This is a genomic window from Paenibacillus sp. ICGEB2008 (genome assembly GCF_000307675.1).
Taxonomy (GTDB): Bacteria; Bacillota; Bacilli; order Paenibacillales; family Paenibacillaceae; genus Paenibacillus; species Paenibacillus polymyxa.
The window spans coordinates 99,357-117,195 of sequence record NZ_AMQU01000006.1 but is presented as its reverse complement, the minus strand read 5'-3'; the positions used below and the strand labels follow the sequence as shown (position 1 = coordinate 117,195).

At 43.5% G+C, this 17,839-nt stretch carries 15 protein-coding genes and 1 pseudogene; 7 read left to right on the top strand and 9 right to left on the bottom strand.

What is annotated here, in order from left to right:
• Positions 1–92: 92 nt before the first annotated feature.
• Together C400_RS0104000 and C400_RS28630 are read left to right on the top strand one after the other, a co-directional pair.
• Entirely contained in the window at positions 93–1,211 is a 1,119-nt protein-coding gene (locus C400_RS0104000) for an RDD family protein (RefSeq protein WP_017426044.1), read from the top strand.
• A gap of 277 nt (positions 1,212–1,488) precedes the next feature.
• A pseudogene (locus C400_RS28630) lies at positions 1,489–2,485 on the top strand (CdaR family transcriptional regulator).
• 175 nt (positions 2,486–2,660) lie between these two features.
• On the opposite strand, the gene C400_RS0103990 reads toward C400_RS28630, so the two are convergent.
• Both C400_RS0103990 and C400_RS0103985 read right to left on the bottom strand, forming a co-directional pair.
• Positions 2,661–3,803, bottom strand: a complete 1,143-nt coding sequence (locus C400_RS0103990) for a glycerate kinase family protein (protein ID WP_017426043.1) — start codon at positions 3,801–3,803, stop codon at positions 2,661–2,663.
• Between the two features lie 21 nt (positions 3,804–3,824).
• The gene (locus C400_RS0103985) at positions 3,825–5,120 is read right to left on the bottom strand and encodes a GntP family permease (protein WP_016822522.1); all 1,296 of its coding nucleotides are present in this window, start codon (positions 5,118–5,120) and stop codon (positions 3,825–3,827) included.
• Positions 5,121–5,333: 213 nt separating this feature from the next.
• On the opposite strand from C400_RS0103985, the gene C400_RS0103980 reads away from it, so the two are divergent.
• The 3 genes from C400_RS0103980 to C400_RS0103970 are packed head-to-tail and all read left to right on the top strand — an operon-like array spanning position 5,334 to position 8,969.
• Positions 5,334–6,065 (top strand): GntR family transcriptional regulator, encoded by a 732-nt coding sequence (locus tag C400_RS0103980; protein WP_017426042.1) that lies wholly within the window; start codon positions 5,334–5,336, stop codon positions 6,063–6,065.
• The gene (gene gntK, locus C400_RS0103975; RefSeq protein WP_017426041.1) at positions 6,058–7,596 is read left to right on the top strand and encodes a gluconokinase; all 1,539 of its coding nucleotides are present in this window, start codon (positions 6,058–6,060) and stop codon (positions 7,594–7,596) included. Before C400_RS0103980 ends, gntK begins: the two co-directional genes overlap by 8 nt.
• Before the next feature lie 26 nt (positions 7,597–7,622).
• Positions 7,623–8,969 (top strand): GntP family permease, encoded by a 1,347-nt coding sequence (locus tag C400_RS0103970; protein ID WP_017426040.1) that lies wholly within the window; start codon positions 7,623–7,625, stop codon positions 8,967–8,969.
• 107 nt (positions 8,970–9,076) lie between these two features.
• Here C400_RS0103970 and C400_RS0103965 read toward each other — a convergent pair whose 3' ends face one another.
• The 5 genes from C400_RS0103965 to C400_RS0103945 form a co-directional block, all read right to left on the bottom strand.
• Positions 9,077–9,448 (bottom strand): DMT family transporter, encoded by a 372-nt coding sequence (locus C400_RS0103965; protein ID WP_017426039.1) that lies wholly within the window; start codon positions 9,446–9,448, stop codon positions 9,077–9,079.
• Positions 9,448–9,999, bottom strand: coding sequence for a TetR/AcrR family transcriptional regulator (locus tag C400_RS0103960; protein WP_017426038.1), 552 nt, complete (start codon positions 9,997–9,999; stop codon positions 9,448–9,450). Before C400_RS0103960 ends, C400_RS0103965 begins: the two co-directional genes overlap by 1 nt.
• A gap of 188 nt (positions 10,000–10,187) precedes the next feature.
• Complete coding sequence (locus C400_RS0103955; protein WP_013373834.1) at positions 10,188–11,144, bottom strand: endo-1,4-beta-xylanase; 957 nt, start codon at positions 11,142–11,144, stop codon at positions 10,188–10,190.
• Positions 11,145–11,438: 294 nt separating this feature from the next.
• Positions 11,439–12,377 (bottom strand): alpha/beta hydrolase, encoded by a 939-nt coding sequence (locus C400_RS0103950; RefSeq protein WP_017426037.1) that lies wholly within the window; start codon positions 12,375–12,377, stop codon positions 11,439–11,441.
• Positions 12,378–12,405: 28 nt separating this feature from the next.
• The gene (locus C400_RS0103945; protein WP_017426036.1) at positions 12,406–13,467 is read right to left on the bottom strand and encodes an LLM class flavin-dependent oxidoreductase; all 1,062 of its coding nucleotides are present in this window, start codon (positions 13,465–13,467) and stop codon (positions 12,406–12,408) included.
• 321 nt (positions 13,468–13,788) lie between these two features.
• Between C400_RS0103945 and C400_RS0103940 the strand changes: the two genes are divergently transcribed.
• On the top strand, positions 13,789–14,370 hold the full coding sequence (locus C400_RS0103940; RefSeq protein ID WP_017426035.1) for a TetR/AcrR family transcriptional regulator: 582 nt from the start codon (positions 13,789–13,791) through the stop codon (positions 14,368–14,370).
• Between the two features lie 146 nt (positions 14,371–14,516).
• Here C400_RS0103940 and C400_RS0103935 read toward each other — a convergent pair whose 3' ends face one another.
• The gene (locus tag C400_RS0103935) at positions 14,517–14,927 is read right to left on the bottom strand and encodes a YjdF family protein (RefSeq protein WP_016822512.1); all 411 of its coding nucleotides are present in this window, start codon (positions 14,925–14,927) and stop codon (positions 14,517–14,519) included.
• 286 nt (positions 14,928–15,213) lie between these two features.
• Between C400_RS0103935 and C400_RS0103930 the strand changes: the two genes are divergently transcribed.
• On the top strand, positions 15,214–16,659 hold the full coding sequence (locus tag C400_RS0103930) for a DEAD/DEAH box helicase (protein WP_017426034.1): 1,446 nt from the start codon (positions 15,214–15,216) through the stop codon (positions 16,657–16,659).
• Between the two features lie 62 nt (positions 16,660–16,721).
• Here the strand turns inward: C400_RS0103930 and C400_RS0103925 are convergent, their stop codons facing one another.
• Positions 16,722–17,801, bottom strand: coding sequence for a hypothetical protein (locus tag C400_RS0103925; RefSeq protein WP_017426033.1), 1,080 nt, complete (start codon positions 17,799–17,801; stop codon positions 16,722–16,724).
• Positions 17,802–17,839 lie beyond the last annotated feature (38 nt).

Here is a 17,839-nt window from a genome sequence, read left to right as displayed (position 1 = left end):
TATAGAATGTTTTCCTAATCATGGATGATAAAAAGACCGTTATATAAGGAGTGTGTTTTTAAATTATGGATTATTAAAATGAGGTGTACGATTTGGAAGACCAGCACATACCACAGAATTCACAAGTAGCAGCAAGAGAGAAGTACATTCGGCATGGGCAAAACTATGGGGAAACAAACAGAATGGCCGAAATAACAAAAACCTACGGTTCGTCTATTTTGTTTAGACGTTGGGGAGCAACCCTTTTTGATTTTATATTTTTTATAATCGGGTATATTTGTTTCTTTATCTCAGTCATTCAGATAACAGACAGATGGTTGTTGCCCTTAGCGATTGCTTCCCGTTGCATTCTGATTATAGCTTTCTTCTGCTATTATTTGCTCTTGGAGGGTTACACAGGCTATACGCTTGGCAAATTCGTTTTTCGTATTAAGGTGGTTACCGGAGAAGGAAGACCTCCTGGTTTTCTTAAATCACTCATTCGTACGCTGCTCAGGTTAATAGACACCAATCCATTGCTAATGGGTTCACTACCTGCTGGTATCAGCGTGTTAGTAACTGCCTCTAGACAACGAATTGGTGATTTAGCTGCAGGTACATATGTGGTAAAGGTGCGGGACTTGGAGCCGATTAGCAAAAAGACAATGAGACGGTCGCTCTTCATATTTTTTACCGCAATGGTGATCTTGGGAGCCTCGTTTGTAAATGCTATTTTTGTACTGGCAAACAGTTACGAGTCCAATGAAGCTCCGGTAAGCAAGCAGGAACAGAGCTATGTAAGTAGAGATGGAAGATTTCAAATCTCAGCCCCGTTAGATTGGTCAACAGACCCGGACTGGGAAGGAAAAGCAGATATTGCGATATTCAATCCCTACATTGAAAAGTCTGTTATCGTACGATCCAATTCGAAGGAGAAATTGGGTAATGTAACGCGCCAGTACTACAAAAAGAAAATTCAAAACAATATAACCAAAGAGTTTAATCTCTCTACGGTAGGACCTTCATCCAACACCACGATTCAAGGATATCCAGCCACTCAGTTCACGATTAAAGGACAGAAAGATATAAACCATTATGTCACCCATGTAGCCATTATTGAGACTGAAAATAATTTCTACCAGATCATCGGGTATACGCCTGCATCAAAATATAGCCGTTTAAAGAAAGAAATTCATGATATTACCTATAGCTTTCGTGAGGTTCGACCTTAGACATCGTGACGGACCAGGACGAATAATGAAAGAATAAGACGCAAAAGACAGGTGCTCCTTGGAGCCCTGTTTTTTCGCATACAACTATTCTTGATATCTATGATAAAATAGGCTGACATGTTCGGCGCTCTGTTTTATTATATTGTTCAGATGCACAACAAATTGAAAGCCCTTTCAATTAATGTGATACAGTAAAACACCTTACATCACTAGATAAAGGAGGAATCCTGATCTGTTTCCGCTCTCCGAAAGACAAGCCCAAGACATCGTAGACAAAATGATGAAGGATATCCCATACAATATCAATATTATGAATGAACGAGGCATCATCATTGGCAGCGGCGAGAGTGAACGAATCGGAACCATTCACCAAGGGGCTGTTCAGGCGCTCGAAACCGGGAAAATGATTGAAGTGTGGCAGGACGGACATTACGAGAAAAAAGGAACCAATGAACCGATTGTCATTCATCATGAGCTAGTTGGTGTCATTGGTATTTCAGGCAATCCTGACGAAGTTCGTCCTTTTTGCAACATTGTTAAAACTACGGTGTCTCTCCTGATTGAACAGCGTATTTCCTTGGAGCACTTGGCCCATGAGGCCAACCGCAAAAAATCTGTACTGGAAATGCTGTTAAATCATCAGGGAGCCTATACCCAAAAAATAAAAAAAAGAAGCTGCTCAATATCACATTGATTTGCTTCTCAAAACTTCGGCCGTATATGTAAAGCATCTTCCTTCCGATCCTGCTCATTTCGCCGAATTATCCAATATATTCATGCAGCATCCATCCTTTCGGATGGAGGAAGACAGTTATCTCATCCTGATGCAAAATCAGGAACCAACGACCAAGCTACTGGAACCACTTGTACGCAGCCATCCTGATGTGCTGATTGCCATCAGCAGACAAGAGCACAGCATTGCGGATGTTTATATGCAAGCCAAGTCCGCTATGAATGTTGTACTAGCTCTGCGTCCACCTGTGCAGATTGTCTCTTTTGCAGAAGTCGAATTCTTGGTCAAATTAAGCCAAACCAACCTGACTAACACAATCCACCTGGTCAGCAAGCTGGAAGATACCGTGGATTTGCTGGATACGCTGCGGAGCTTTATTAATCATAATGGCAGTGTCTCCTTTACCGCAGATGAATTAAACATTCATCGAAATACACTGCAATACCGTTTGAAGCGCATCCATACCTTAACTGGCAAAGATCCCCGGAATCTCCTTCAGCTTTTTGAACTTACGCACGGCTTATTGGCGCTGCATCAATGAACTGCTGTATCACGCCAGATCATGCTGCGATTATATCCTATTTTCGCTCGCCGTCACTCCCGAATTTCTCCACCAATCTCCGTTGGCTAAAGAAAACCGGGGTTACAGGCGAGCGCTCGTATTCCATTGTAATTATATTATGCCGTTTTATGTTCCTCGCCTATCAATCCGATCATTACTCACTGATTTGAAGCACTCTTGCGATATTCTCGCATGTGCGCTCTACGTTTTGCGGCCCTTCGGCCAGCAGCTTACCCAGCTCCGAGGCTCCCGGCACGATGCCAAACACTGCATCTATTCCTTCCTTGTACAGCGTGTCGATCCCTTCCCCGATATAACCTGCGATCGCAATGACCTTTTTGCCGGATTGTTTGGCTGCCTGAGCTACTCCGTACGGAGTTTTACCGAATTTGGTCTGGAAATCAATGCCGCCTTCCCCCGTCAATACGATATCGGCCGTGGCTAGCTTCTGCTTTAAGCCAGTGTATTCAATCACGATTTCAATGCCTTTTTGCAGCGTCGCCTGAGTAAAAATCAATAAGCCCGCACCCAAGCCACCTGCTGCACCTGCGCCCGGAAGATCGCGTACATCCTTGCCCAGCTGCTGCTTCACCACATCCGCATAATGGGCAAGATTGGCATCCAATTGCTGCACCATTTCTGGCGTTGCCCCTTTTTGCGGGCCGAATACACGGGATGCCCCATGCTCTCCGCAGAGCGGATTTGTCACATCACAGGCTACAATCAATTGCACCTGCTGCAAGCGGTCATCCAGTGATGAAATATCAATGCTGTCCAGCTCGCCCAAACTGCCGCCGCCGCGTGGAAGAGTATTGCCTGCCGCATCCAAAAATCTAGCCCCCAGCGCTTCCGCCATACCTGTACCGCCATCATTCGTCGCACTTCCGCCAATGCCAATGATAATTTTTCGAATTCCCTGGTTCAGACACTCACGTATTAACTCACCCGTACCATAGGTTGTTGTTTTTAACGGGTTTTTATTGTCCTTATTAACCAAATGGATTCCGCTGGCAGATGCCATTTCGATTGCCGCAGTGGTGCCGTCTCCCAGCAAGCCATATGCCGCTTTTACAGGTTCTCCAAGCGGTCCTGTCACCTCCATGTAACGAAGCTGCCCGCCTGTCGCATCCACCAGTGACTGCACTGTTCCTTCACCACCGTCTGCCATCGGAACGTGGACATAATGGGCTGTCGGATAGACCTTGCGCAATCCTTTCTCCATTGCGATGCACACTTCCTTTGCCGTCATGCTTTCTTTAAAAGAATCCGGTGCCAGTACAAATGTTTTCTCTCTCATTTTGTCACCCCATCGTGAATATTAAAGTATGAATCCATACAATATGGTTGCTACAATCGCCATAGTTCCGCCCACAATAGCTTCATAAGGGATTAATCCCATCCGTTGCTTAATGCTCATTTTCATGCTGTCTGCCGTAACGTGGAAATAGTTGCCCTGTGGTAAGGAATCAATGACGGTAGCTCCTGTATGCACCATCACAGCGGCAGCTAACGGGGCTGTCCCCATGTTCAGAATGGCTTCCCCAAACGAGCCAGTCGCCAAAATAACGCCAGTTGAAGTCGATGCTGTGGCGGCCGCCATCAGAATCCCTGCAAGCGGTGCCAAAAATGTGCCAGAAACTCCCGAAGCTTCAATCAAGCCAACTACCTGAGCAGATAAATTAGACGCAGAGATCAAACCCGCAATCCCACCTGCACCGATCAAGATGAGCACGGTTGCCGTCATTTTATTCAAACCGGAAGCCGAATATTTCAGGATATTGCGCCCTTGTCCCATGGCCAGCATACCTACAATCCCGGCGATCGGCAAAATGTACATCGCGTCGACCTTGAAGTTCGACAGTGCTTCAATGCCAGAGATGGAACCAATCGGGTTAATCATCAGCAAAATAACAGCTACCACCGGAGCTACAATCGCCCGTCCCAATGCCGGGTACTTCGACGTATCGACATCACTATCCATAATATCCTGTTCGGATACCTTCACGCCCTTGTTTTTCAACATAGACGCCACCAGAACCGTCATAATTAATCCGCATATCGCGGGCACCACACCCGCCAACATCACGTGGCTTAAATCCAGATTAAACCCGCGTGCTGCCGCAATCGTATTGGGATTTGGAGAGATAATGTTTCCCGCCTTTCCGCCTCCAGACAAGGCCAGCAGGAGAGCCAGCTTGGAAATCCCCATTTTGTTCCCAACCGACAAAGCAATAGGTGCCACGATTAGCACTGCGACGGGAATAAATACGCCTACTGCTGTAATAATCATCGTCGCTAACGCTAGGGCAAGGATCGCTTTACTGCCGCCAAACTTCTTTACAATAGCCTGTGCAATTGTCTCCGCTGCCCCAGACTCCATCATCACGCCTGCCAATACACCGGCCGCGAGCACACGAATGACCGTCCCCATCACGCTCTGCGTACCACTAATTAGCACGCTGATCGTCTGCTCCAGATTGGCTCCGCCCAATAAAGCGCCTACAATAGCTCCCAAAAATAAAGCGTAAACCGGATTCAGCTTTCTTAATATCAAAATAATTGCAATAGCCAGCCCTGCTAGAGCTCCTATCCAACTGATCGTTAACCCTTCCATCTGTCTAACCCCCCGGGCAATTTTTGATTACGCTTTCATTATATCGATTGCAGCGTGTGAATTATATTGAAGAACAGACGAAATTGATTGTGCATTTGCACAAAAAGGCCCAAACAGCTCACAAAATCAATTTAATGAATACGCTTGCAAATTTAAAATTTTAGATTATAATACTTGTATACAAGTATACTTGATTAATGAGAAGGTGAATTTATGGTTCTGTCCAGTGAATTCCTATATCCCTCCAAATGGCTTCTTAAAGCCTCTGCTGGGGATCGTGTAACATCCGAGCTTAGAATGCGCATCATTTCTGGCGCAATTGAAAGCGGTACCATACTATCTGAAAATAAATTAGCTGCTGATTTTGCTGTAAGTCGCTCACCTATTCGTGAAGCGTTAAAAATACTGGCCTCCGAAAATATCATCCGACTCGAAAGAATGGGTGCGGTCGTTATTGGTCTATCAGAGAAAGAAATAGAAGAAATTTATGATGTTCGTCTACTTATAGAATCCTTCGTATTTGAACGTCTTATAAAGATGGACACTCATGATTTAGCAAAGGAACTTAGTAAAATACTCGAAATGATGAAAGTCGCAGTCAAATATAGTGATGCCGATGAGTTTTCATATCAAGATGTCTTGTTCCATGAAACGATTATTCGTGCAGTTAATCATTCATACATTCTGATGATCTGGAATAACCTAAAGCCCGTGATGGAAAGCCTCATTCTGTTGTCGATGCGTATGCGTTTCAATGAAAAGTATGAAGACTTTACACGGATTGTATCAAATCATGAGCTTTATATTGAAGCAATCCAGGCAAAAGATAGAGACCTTATGATTAAGTCTTTACATGTAAACTTTGATGATGTTCAAGGTAAAGTAGAAGACTTATGGATGTCCCAACAACTGCTGTCCAAAGGAGTCGTGCCACAAAATGACTAACTACATGTTAGGTATAGATATCGGAACCACCAGTACGAAAGCCGTTTTATTTAGTGAAAAGGGCGAGGTCATCCAACAAGAAAATATCGGGTACCCGCTTTATACACCAGATATAGCGACAGCTGAACAAAATCCTGAGGAAATTTTTCAAGCAGTCCTACAAGCGACTTCGAATATCATGAAACATCACTCACAAAAAAAGCTATCGTTTGTTTCATTTAGCAGTGCCATGCATAGTGTCATTGCAATGGATGAACACGACCGTCCACTTACACCTTGTATCACTTGGGCAGATAATCGCAGCGAAGCGTGGGCACATCATATAAAAGATGAGTTGAATGGCCAAGAAGTCTATAGACGAACAGGAACACCCATTCACCCCATGTCACCCTTAACTAAAATAGCTTGGATTGTGAATGACCTTCCTGAAATCGCTATCAAAGTTAAAAAATATATCGGAATTAAAGAATATATTTTCAAAAAACTCTTTGATTTATATGTTGTTGATTATTCTCTGGCTTCAGCCATGGGCATGATGAATCTTGAAAAGCTGGATTGGGATGAAGAAGCTTTAAAAATTGCGGGTATAACCCCTTCTCAATTGTCTGAGCTCGTACCCACAACCAAAATATTTACCGACTGTAATTCAGTTTTAGCAAAAGAGATGGGGATCGATCCACAAACACCATTTGTCATTGGGGCCAGCGATGGAGTTCTCTCTAATCTAGGTGTCAATGCGATACGAAAAGGCGAAGTTGCCGTCACTATTGGGACAAGCGGTGCCATTCGAACCATCATAGACAAGCCGCAAACAGATGAAAAGGGAAGAATATTTTGTTATGCCTTAACGGAAAAGCACTGGGTCATTGGCGGGCCGGTAAATAATGGCGGGATGGTCCTTCGCTGGATTCGTGACGAGCTTACCTCATCAGAAGTAGAAACAGCGAAACGACTAGGAATTGATCCGTATGATGTACTAACCAAAATTGCTGAACGCGTAAGGCCAGGATCTGATGGATTGTTATTCCACCCCTACCTCGCTGGTGAACGTGCACCCTTATGGAATCCAGACGTACGTGGCTCATTCTTCGGTTTAACGATGTCACATAAAAAGGAACATATGATTCGCGCAGCCTTAGAAGGAGTCATTTACAATTTATACACCGTATTTTTGGCCTTAACCGAATGCATGGACGGGCCCGTGACCCGGATCCAAGCTACAGGAGGCTTCGCAAGGTCAGATGTTTGGCGGCAAATGATGTCTGATATATTCGCATCTGAAGTCGTCGTTCCGGAAAGCTACGAAAGTTCTTGTCTAGGAGCTTGTATTTTAGGCTTGTACGCCACCGGAAAAATCCAATCATTTGAAGTCGTCTCTGAAATGATTGGCAGTACCAACAAACATGCACCCAAAGAAGAAGCAACCAAGGAATATAGAAAGTTGCTGCCGATTTTCATTAACCTATCCAGAGTATTGGAAGACGATTATACACGGATTGCCAATTATCAAAGAAGCTTAATTAAACACTAAAAGGATAAATACAGGGGGTAATTACAATGCCATTAGTCGTTGTAGCGATTGGAATTTTAGCATTACTCGTTTTAATCATGGGCTTCAAATTAAACACCTTTATTTCCCTAATCATTGTATCGTTCGGCGTGGCCCTAGCCCTTGGAATGCCCTTAGAGGAAATTGTCAAAACCATTGAAGCCGGATTAGGCGGAACACTGGGCCACTTAGCGTTAATCTTTGGACTTGGGGCGATGTTAGGGAAGTTGATCGCTGATTCTGGGGGGGCCCAAAGAATTGCCATGACCCTCGTTGACAAATTTGGTGAAAAAAATATTCAATGGGCGGTCGTAGCCGCTTCATTCATTATCGGAATTGCGTTATTTTTTGAAGTAGGATTAGTATTGTTAATTCCAATCGTATTTGCCATTTCAAAAGAATTAAAGGTTTCTATCTTATATCTCGGTATTCCGATGGTCGCTGCTTTGTCCGTCACACACGGTTTCTTACCACCACATCCAGGACCAACCGTGATTGCTGGTGAATATGGCGCGAACCTTGGTGAGGTTTTACTTTATGGCTTCATTATTGCTATCCCAACCGTTATTTTGGCTGGTCCTGTATTTACGAAGCTTGCCAAAAAACTCGTACCTGCTTCATTTACGAAAACCGGTAATATTGCCTCTTTAGGTGAACAGAAAGTATTTAAGTCTGAGGAAACTCCTGGATTCGGAATCAGTGTATTTACTGCAATGCTTCCTGTCATTTTAATGTCGATTGCTACGATTATTACTTTGCTTCAAAAAACAATGGGATTTGAGGATAATAGTTTACTGGCAGCGATCCGTTTTATTGGTGATGCATCAACATCTATGTTGATTTCTTTACTGGTTGCCGTTTACACCATGGGAATAGCAAGAAAAATTCCAATCAAAGATGTAATGGCATCTTGTACAACTGCTATTACTCATATTGGGATGATGCTCTTGATCATTGGGGGAGGCGGAGCCTTCAAACAAGTACTCATTAATGGCGGCGTAGGTGACTATGTAGCCGATTTATTCAATGGAACTACATTATCACCAATTCTGCTAGCCTGGATCATCGCTGCAATCTTACGTATTTCCCTGGGTTCTGCGACTGTTGCAGCCTTAACAACCGCTGGTTTAGTAATTCCGATGTTAGGACAATCTGACGTTAATCTTGCTTTAGTCGTGCTTGCCACGGGAGCGGGTAGCTTAATAGCTTCACATGTTAACGATGCCGGGTTCTGGATGTTTAAAGAGTATTTTGGTTTAAGCATGAAAGAAACCTTTGCCACATGGACATTGCTTGAGACCATTATTTCTGTAGCCGGATTAGGATTCATCTTAATACTAAGTTTATTCGTATAAACCATGATTTCCGGGCGGTAGATCCCCCACCTATCTTTCTTAGAATCTCTAAGTCGATAAGTGAGGATCTACCGCCTCTTTACAAACTGGAGTGATATCACCTTATTTCACTTTTGAACGATTGAACTGGTTGCTTCTGTTGTTCCTTTTGCCTCACCATGTCCTGCACCAAATAGGTTCAATACCACCACGCCAATAACAATTAAAGCAATCCCTACCATACTCCCTGTATTGATTTTCTCCTTCCAAATCAATACTGAAATCACCGTTGTAGCAACAGCCCCCACCCCTGACCAAATGGCATAGGTCATATTAAGAGGAAGTGTCTTGAGGGTTAGTGAAATAAAGAAGAAAGAGATTACAAACGCGACAATCGTGAATAGTGTCGGATACAGTCTCGTAAAACCTTCTGAAGCTTTAAGCATTGAAGTACCAATAAGCTCACTAGCAATAGAGATTGCCAAGAAAAAATAAGCCATCATTCATTCTCCTTTATATATGTCTTTAATTCTTCTATAATTTTTTGCTTCAATTCTTCATTGGGAAGAGCGAGTCCAAACATTTCGGCAAACCACAAACCGTCTATAGCTAATCGGACAATCGTAGAACGAACCGGATTTAATTCGTCGTTTTCGATTTTATTTTGGATATTCGCATACTCATCCTGAAGCAGCTTGAGCATTTGAGGGTTCGTAAATTGTGCTGCCGAGAGAGCGGTATACAGGTCACTTGCATGCTGATCCCCGGAAAATGACGTATTCATATAAGCGCGAATCCATCTACCTTGGGAATGTGTATCGTTTTCTGCCCTTTCATTAAATTCGGTGATAAAGCTGGTCGATAGCTGTTCAACCATCCCCAGAATCAATTCATCTTTATTCGGAAAATGGTAAAGCAACCCTCCCTTACTTATTCCCGCTTTCTTAGCCACCGCTTCTAATGTTAATTTTTCTACTCCTTCTTCTTGTACAATTATAGAAGCCGCTTTAAGGATTAATTCTCTTTTTAATGTTTTTTTAGTTGTATTCATTCTGATCACCACCCATTTTACTACACCGTCCAGACGGTTTTATTTCAATCAAAAGATACGTTTAAGCTAAATAAAAAGAAGCCTTGGGCGTGTAACATTTCAGCCAAGACTTCTTCAAATAAACAACTACCCAGCCCGGATATTTAACAAAAGTCCGCATCTGTTGGGTTTTAAGTGCCACCTATAGCTTATCTCTTCAGATACTGTCTCAGCCATTGGAGCGCGGGGCGTTCCGTGCCGTTAGAGTTCAGCAGATGTGTACCATCTTTCCAAGTTTGTCCTTGGATATACCCCCAAAGCGTAACTCCCTTCACTGAGGGGTTTTGCCAAAGGACTGGAAACTTCTCTTTGTATCTGGCAAGTTGAGTATTATCATCCCCAGTTATATCCAGTTCCGACACATAGATCGGTAACCCGGTCGCCGACAGCTTATTTAGTACAGTATTCATCGTGTTGACTGAGACGTTGTCCATACTGAAATGGTGGCATTGAATGCCAATACCGTCAATCAGGCCTCTACTCTTGAGCTGATTAATAATATTGACATATTGGTCGGCTAAAGAAGGGTCGTTGATAATACCATAATCATTTATATGCAGTTTGGCATTCGGGAAAGCTTGTCTAGCCTGTTGAAACGACCATATGACCCAATCCCATCCGGTCGACCCGTCACCACCAATGGCATTGCGGTAGGACGGCTTCTGATGCAACGGCTCATTCACCACATCTACAAACGCCGCATTCGGATAGCGTTGACCTGCTGCTTTAATCCACTGAGTCACTTCCGCTTTCTGATCAGCAGCCGACAGTCCTTTAACCCATCCTGGCTCCTGGGCACCCCATACCAACGTATGGAACTTGAACGGGAAACCATTGCTACGGGCATAATTGTAGGCGGTATCCGCCTGCGACCAGTTCATGTTGTTACGACTGCCTTCAACCGATTCCCACTTAGTCGAGTTCTCCGGCGTCACTTGATTCCAGTATGTCCCGTAACTAGGAGGGACACTGCCCGCAATGATATTCCCCAGAAATTTGCTTCCATTTGCCAGGCCAGCATCAGCCTGGTTGACCAGAACAGAAGATAACAACACACCCGCCAACGCCAAGCTGCTCACCAACTTGCCCACTTTAGTTCTTAACATAAAATCTCCTCCTCACACGTATAATTTGATAATACTCTTCCTCAATAATTTAAGCGCTTACATTTCCAATTATAAGAATGAATAGTTGTTTTCTGCTACATGTGAAAGTATAGATTTTACCCGAAAAATCTTACATCATTGCAGAACAGCCACAACACGAATCCCAAACAACTCTGAAACGATAACAAAAGGCTGCTGCGAAAAGTGATATACTCCCTTCACAGTAGTAGGTTTTATTATTCAACCTGTCTATCTTCTTGGGAGCATATCACCTGAAGACCGCTCCTTAATTATTTAAGGATTAAGCGCTCTTGCAATCGCGTCTACATAACTTTGGCTGGCGCGTTGACTTACTTCTGCTTGAGGAACCATCCCTTCAAAATTGTGGAATGTGCCGGGATACAGATGAAATTCAACGTCAACGCCTGCTTGGGCAAGGCGTGCCACATATTCGATCGTCTCATCTCGGAATAGATCGAGCTGCCCTACGCACGTGTAGGTCGGCGGCAGACCAGCCAAGCTTTCTGCTCTCGACGGCACCGCATATGGGGAAACCTCGCTATCTTCGGTACGATTACCCAAGTACATGTTCCAGGCCGTCAAGTTGTTCTTCCGGCTCCATGGTGCATTATCGGCCGTAATTTCATGACTTGATGCCGTAACATTGCGGTCGTCGATCATCGGATATAGCGGCATTTGGAAGATAAGGGCTGGTCCGCCTTTGTCACGAGCCATTAAAGCAAGTGCTGCGGTTAGACCGCCACCCCCGCTTGCACCAGCAATTGCGACCCGGTCCAAGTCGATGCCCAGCAGCTCAGCTTCATCGGTCATCCACGTCAAAGCGGCATAACAGTCATCGATGGCAGCTGGGTAGGGGTGCTCGGGAGCAAGTCGATAATCGACCGATACGACGACGCAATTAGCCGCCTGCACGAAGCGTTCGCACAAAGCATCGTCCATATCAGGATGCCCCATTACATAGCCTCCCCCGTGAATCCACAGCATGGCCGGAAGCTTAACGTCAGTTCGCTGGGCAGGTTCGTAGATTTTGACTAATATCTCGCCTGCAACGCTCGGAATCATCCGGCTTGTCGTGCGTACGTGTTCCGACTGCTCAATAGGCGGACTCGACAAACAACTTCTGCTCAGTTCTAAATTCTCCTCCAGTTGAAAACCGGGGAATTGTGCAATTACTGACCTTAATTCTGGTAATAAACGATTTTCAAAATCCATGCGAATCACTCCTCTATGTTAGGTTATTTTATAGTCTTTTTTCCGTCTCCGCTTCCCACTTGGCTATTTCCTTCCGCACTCGGGGTGCTACCTCTGTTCCAAGTAGCTCAATGGCTCTCATCACCTCGGCATGCGGCATCGTGCTTAACGGAACATACAGCATAAAGCGTGTAACACCAACATGCTTGCGAAGATGAATGATCTTCTGAGCAACCGTCTCGGGATCGCCAACATACAGCGCACCTTCAAAGTTGCGCGCGGCATCATAGCTGGAACGATCATAATGCGCCCAGCCTCGCTCCCTGCCCAATCTATTCATACCTGCCATCGTAGAAGGGAAATATGTATCTGCCGCTTGCTCATTATTCTCTCCGACAAATCCTATCGAGTGCGACCCAACCCTAAGCTGCGATTCATCATGACCAGCGTGCGCTGCTGCTTTCTTATAAAGCTGGACAAGCGGTGCAAAATTTATCGGGTTTCCTCCAATGATCGCCAGCATCAAGGGCAGTCCTAACAGACCTGCACGAATAGCAGAATCCTGCCTTCCCCCGCTGCCTACCCATATTGGTAAAGGGTTCTGAACTGGCCGTGGATACACGCCCAAATTGTTAATGGCTGGCCGATGACCGCCCTTCCAGATTACCTTTTCGGACTCCCGTATTTTAAGGAGAAGTTCCAAATGTTGTTCAAACAGCTCATCATAGTCATCCAAGTCATAGCCGAACAGAGGAAAAGACTCAATAAAAGAACCCCGACCCGCCATAATCTCGGCACGTCCATTTGAAATACCATCCAGCGTAGCAAAGTCTTGAAAAACGCGCACCGGATCAGCTGAAGAAAGCACCGTCACTGCACTGGTTAGCCGAATCCGTTGTGTCTGCGCTGCAGCCGCGGACAGCACCATTGCTGGTGAAGATGCCGAATAATCCTTTCGATGATGCTCACCTACACCAAACACATCAAGTCCCACTTGATCAGCAAGGATAATTTCCTCGACAACTTCACGCAACCGCTGTGCGTGACTTATCACTTCGCCTGTCTGAGCATCAGGCTTTGTCTCTACAAACGAGGTAATACCTATCTCCATGGTCTATCTCTCCCGTTCTAATAGCTTTCTTTGTGTGCCAATTGAATAACAATAAAATATCATACCAACCGGTATGTTATTTTCCCCAGTAAATATAACTCACAAAAAAGAATACTGTCAACAATCATAGTAAATTCACTTTGATTATTCTTTCATATTCACCTCCTCTTTTCGGGAAAGACCAACCCTCATTTGACAATTTTAAGGACTAATTATAAGATAATAACGTACCAATTGGTAATCAAATGAATGTCACTGAACATTATAATCAGATACATGGAGCCATTAAGAATAAAATCATGAGTAACGAGAGGTATTGTTATGGGACGAATCCGCGAATTTGACGAAGAGAAAGTTTTAGATGCAGCTATGCAAATATTTTGGGAAAAGGGATATGAAGCCACCTCATTAAGTGATTTAACTTCCAGAATGGAAATTCAACGCCCCAGTATATATTCAACTTTTGGGGGCAAAAAAGAATTGTTCGAAGCCGCACTACGCAAATACACGATGTCCCGTGCTTCTCTGATCCGAATCAAACTTCAAAGCATTCCATCTGTAAAAGAAGCATTTCGTACCTTTTTTGAGGGTGTGGTTGAAGAGGAGTATGCGGAAAATCCTAGAAAAGGATGCTTTTGCATTAATACAATGGTTGAACTTGCGCCCCATGATGAGAAGTTTGAAATTCTTACAAGGGAGCATCAAATGTACCTAGCGGTCATTTTTCAAGAAACCATTGAACGAGGTATACAATTAGGTGAGCTTGAGATCGAACTAGATGCGAAGGCTGTATCACAGGCACTAGTTGTATCGTTAATTGGTCTGACCGTCATGATAAAGTCTCGTCCAGAACGATCATTTATTGATAATACAATAGAGGTAACACTGACACTGCTTAAGTAAGTTGAATGGATTCTTTTAGCGGATAACAATCTCTATAAGACAGTTTAAAGGGCACCCAGTCGGGTGCCCTTTGTGCGTAACACATATTTTCACATATGTTGATATAAAACAATGCGTTACAATTGCGTATAAGGATGGAGGTTTTATTAATGTCCACGATGTTTTTCTTTCGCTTTTTTCTCCTTTAATTCCCTTATCCGTGCCTTCATAGATTCCTTTTGTTGTTTGGAGTAAGTACGTTTCTCCAACTTACGCTTCTCATACTCTAACTTTAAGGCCTCTTGTGCGTTGGAAGAGACTCCCTTTCGCCTTAATTCATACGCTGCCTGCCTTGCTAGCCGCTTTGGATTGATCTTCTTCGTTTCAGACCCCTTTACAGCCACCTCTTGTGACAGCCGACTAACAAGTTCACACATTTCCTCACGGATAAAATGGAGAATTTCTTCGTCTTTAGGCTCTGTACCAAAAATGTACCTGGCTGCCTTCAATTTCCCTTGGTCCTGCTCCTCCACGACTCCAACCCAATACTGTCCATCATGATAAATCGTAAGCTTCATTTGAATCCCCCTCATTTTAAATCGAAACGATGGACATCCCGAGGGGGGAAGGTTACTGACATGGCACTCTTGCTAATATAGAGTCGTCCATGCGTCTGGACTACCAACCAGACTGTGTTTTTTCGTCTCAGAAAAAGTATAGTTGCCTTACTGGAAAACAGCAAGTTAATCGCTGATATGTATTAGAGTGAACCTAGATATAGAGTATACTAGATGAGTATAAGTTCGGTACACGATGACATGATATATGTAATGGTACTTAAATACAGCGCAGAAGAGGTTGAGAATGAGTCAGAAGCATTTTGCAGATTATCCATTAAGTGAAGAAATTGTGAGGGCTCTGAATAGCTTGGGCTATGAGACGCCAACAGAGATTCAAACGGAGGTTATTCCCGTTGCGCTTGCGAAGAAGGATCTTGTGGCCAAATCGCAAACAGGCAGCGGCAAAACAGCAGCATATGGTATTCCACTTTGTGAGCTAGTAGATTGGAATGAGAATAAGCCCCAAGCTTTAATCCTGACACCAACTCGTGAACTCGCATTACAAGTTACTGAAGACATCACGAATATCGGACGCTTTAAGCGGATCAAAGCAACGCCCCTTTATGGGAAACATCCTTTTCATATACAAAAGGCCGAGCTAAAACAAAGAACACATGTGACTGTTGGTACGCCTGGACGTGTACTGGATCACATTGAACGAGGCACGCTATCCTTAAATCGAATTGCCTATCTCGTGATTGATGAAGCTGATGAGATGCTGAATATGGGCTTTATCGAGCAGGTTCAGTCGATTATTCAGGCGTTGCCTAGTGACCGGGTTACGATGTTGTTTTCCGCTACTTATCCCGAAGATGTAGCCAAATTATCACGTAAATATATGAACGATCCTGCGGAAATTGAGATTAAGGCGACGGGTGTAACCACAGCCACGATTGATCACTCTCTTATTCAGGTGCGAGAGGCGGACAAACTGGCTCTGCTCCAGGATCTGCTCATTGTTGAGAACCCTGACAGCTGCATCATTTTCTGCCGTACGCAAGAGCATGTAGATACACTATTCAGAGCATTGGCTGACCTCGAATATCCATGTGATCGCATTCATGGCGGCATGGAGCAGGATGAGCGATTTGAGGTAATGAACGCATTCAGAAGGGGACAATTCCGTTACTTGATCGCAACGGATGTAGCCGCCAGAGGGATTGATATCACAAATATCACCCATGTCATCAACTACGATATTCCCCTTGAAAAGGAAAGCTATGTTCATCGTACAGGCCGTACAGGACGTGCTGGCAAAACGGGGAAAGCCATTACTCTAATCACTCCTAAAGACAGCAACCGATTAGCTGATATTGAAGCATATATTGGATTTGCAATTCCGCAAGTAAAAGCCCCCTCAGAAGAGGCTGTAGATCTCCGCAGAGAAGATTTCGAGCGGAACCTACATGTAAAAACTGTGCTCAAAAACGACAAGCGCGAGCAATTAAACCAACAGATTATGAAGCTCAATTTTAACGGCGGTAAGAAGAAAAAACTTAGAGCTGTCGACTTTGTGGGTACCATCGCTAAGCTTGACGGGGTAACGGCAGATGATATCGGCATCATTACGATTCTGGATAATGTGACAGATGTTGAGATTCTGAATGGCAAGGGCCCACTGGTGCTTGAAATTATGAAGAATACGACCGTAAAGGGCAAGCTGTTAAAGGTACGCAAAGGGCATAAGTAGAAGGTACGCTGCATAAAAAGAGTGAGGCCATCCCGTCCAGAACAGCCGAAGGTTTTCGTAAGCTATACAGGCGGGATGGCCAAGTTCATCTCTTGCTCCTCTAATTCATCTTTCCATTTATCGATATTATAAATGACTTTGAATTTCTCTTTTAACTGAGTAACACCTTCAACTGGCACATAGCTGTCCAATTCTATATGGAAGTCCGAAATATCTTTTTTATGGTTATACATCTCTTCTAGAATATCAATGATTGTGGAAAGTCTAGATTTAAACGATAACTTATAATCATCTTCGTCCTCGAGTATACATAGATTTTCTACCCCTCTAAAAAAGGAGTTCTCTTCAAAATATAGCTTGTTACAGATCATATGGATCTGCATCAATGGTTCGCATATTTGCCAATCTGCTTGCTGCATGGCGGTTTTAAGCGATACATGTGCTCCACTAGTGTAATAATAATCTCTATAAAAACACATTGAACAAGAGGCCTTCATTATTTTAATTTTAGAATCTACAGCAGGATACCCTAATACAAATCCTTCAGCTAATAATTTCTTGGAAAAGTAATCTAACGATTTTACGAATAATTGGTATCCAAGCTCCTTACCTTCCTCATCATCTTTATGACAGCAATAGTGAATAATATCTTCATTTACTTGTTTATTTTCATATTGATATCCCATTCCAGCCTCTAAACGATCAATATGAATTTCGACTCCTGCAAATAAGTCATTCAAACTTGTTATTCTGGAATGATTGCCTTTCAAATTTATGTTTAAGTCAGCAGTACATTCTCTATAAAGTATGCAGGTGTCTTTGATATTCAGGTTAATATCTTGTCTTTTCATAAAATCAGCGATTCTCTTGAGATGCAAGTAATCCGTTCCTATAAAAATTATGTTCTCATATTCAATAGCCCCAGCATCAGATTGATTAAAATGAACAGCAATACAAACGTCCCCATCGTGTGCTATCAATGTCTCAATACTCTCAATCATCCTATTCCGTAGTGCAGCTTGTCGAGGAAATGACATGGTTAATCCAATGTATTTTGATTCTAGGTTAGGCAGCAGCTTTATTTGATCATGAAGGTAAAGCATCACACGATCAAAATTATATTTCTTAGCACTTTCATTCATTAGAAACCGTAGACCTCCTTCTTATCAATTCTTAATTT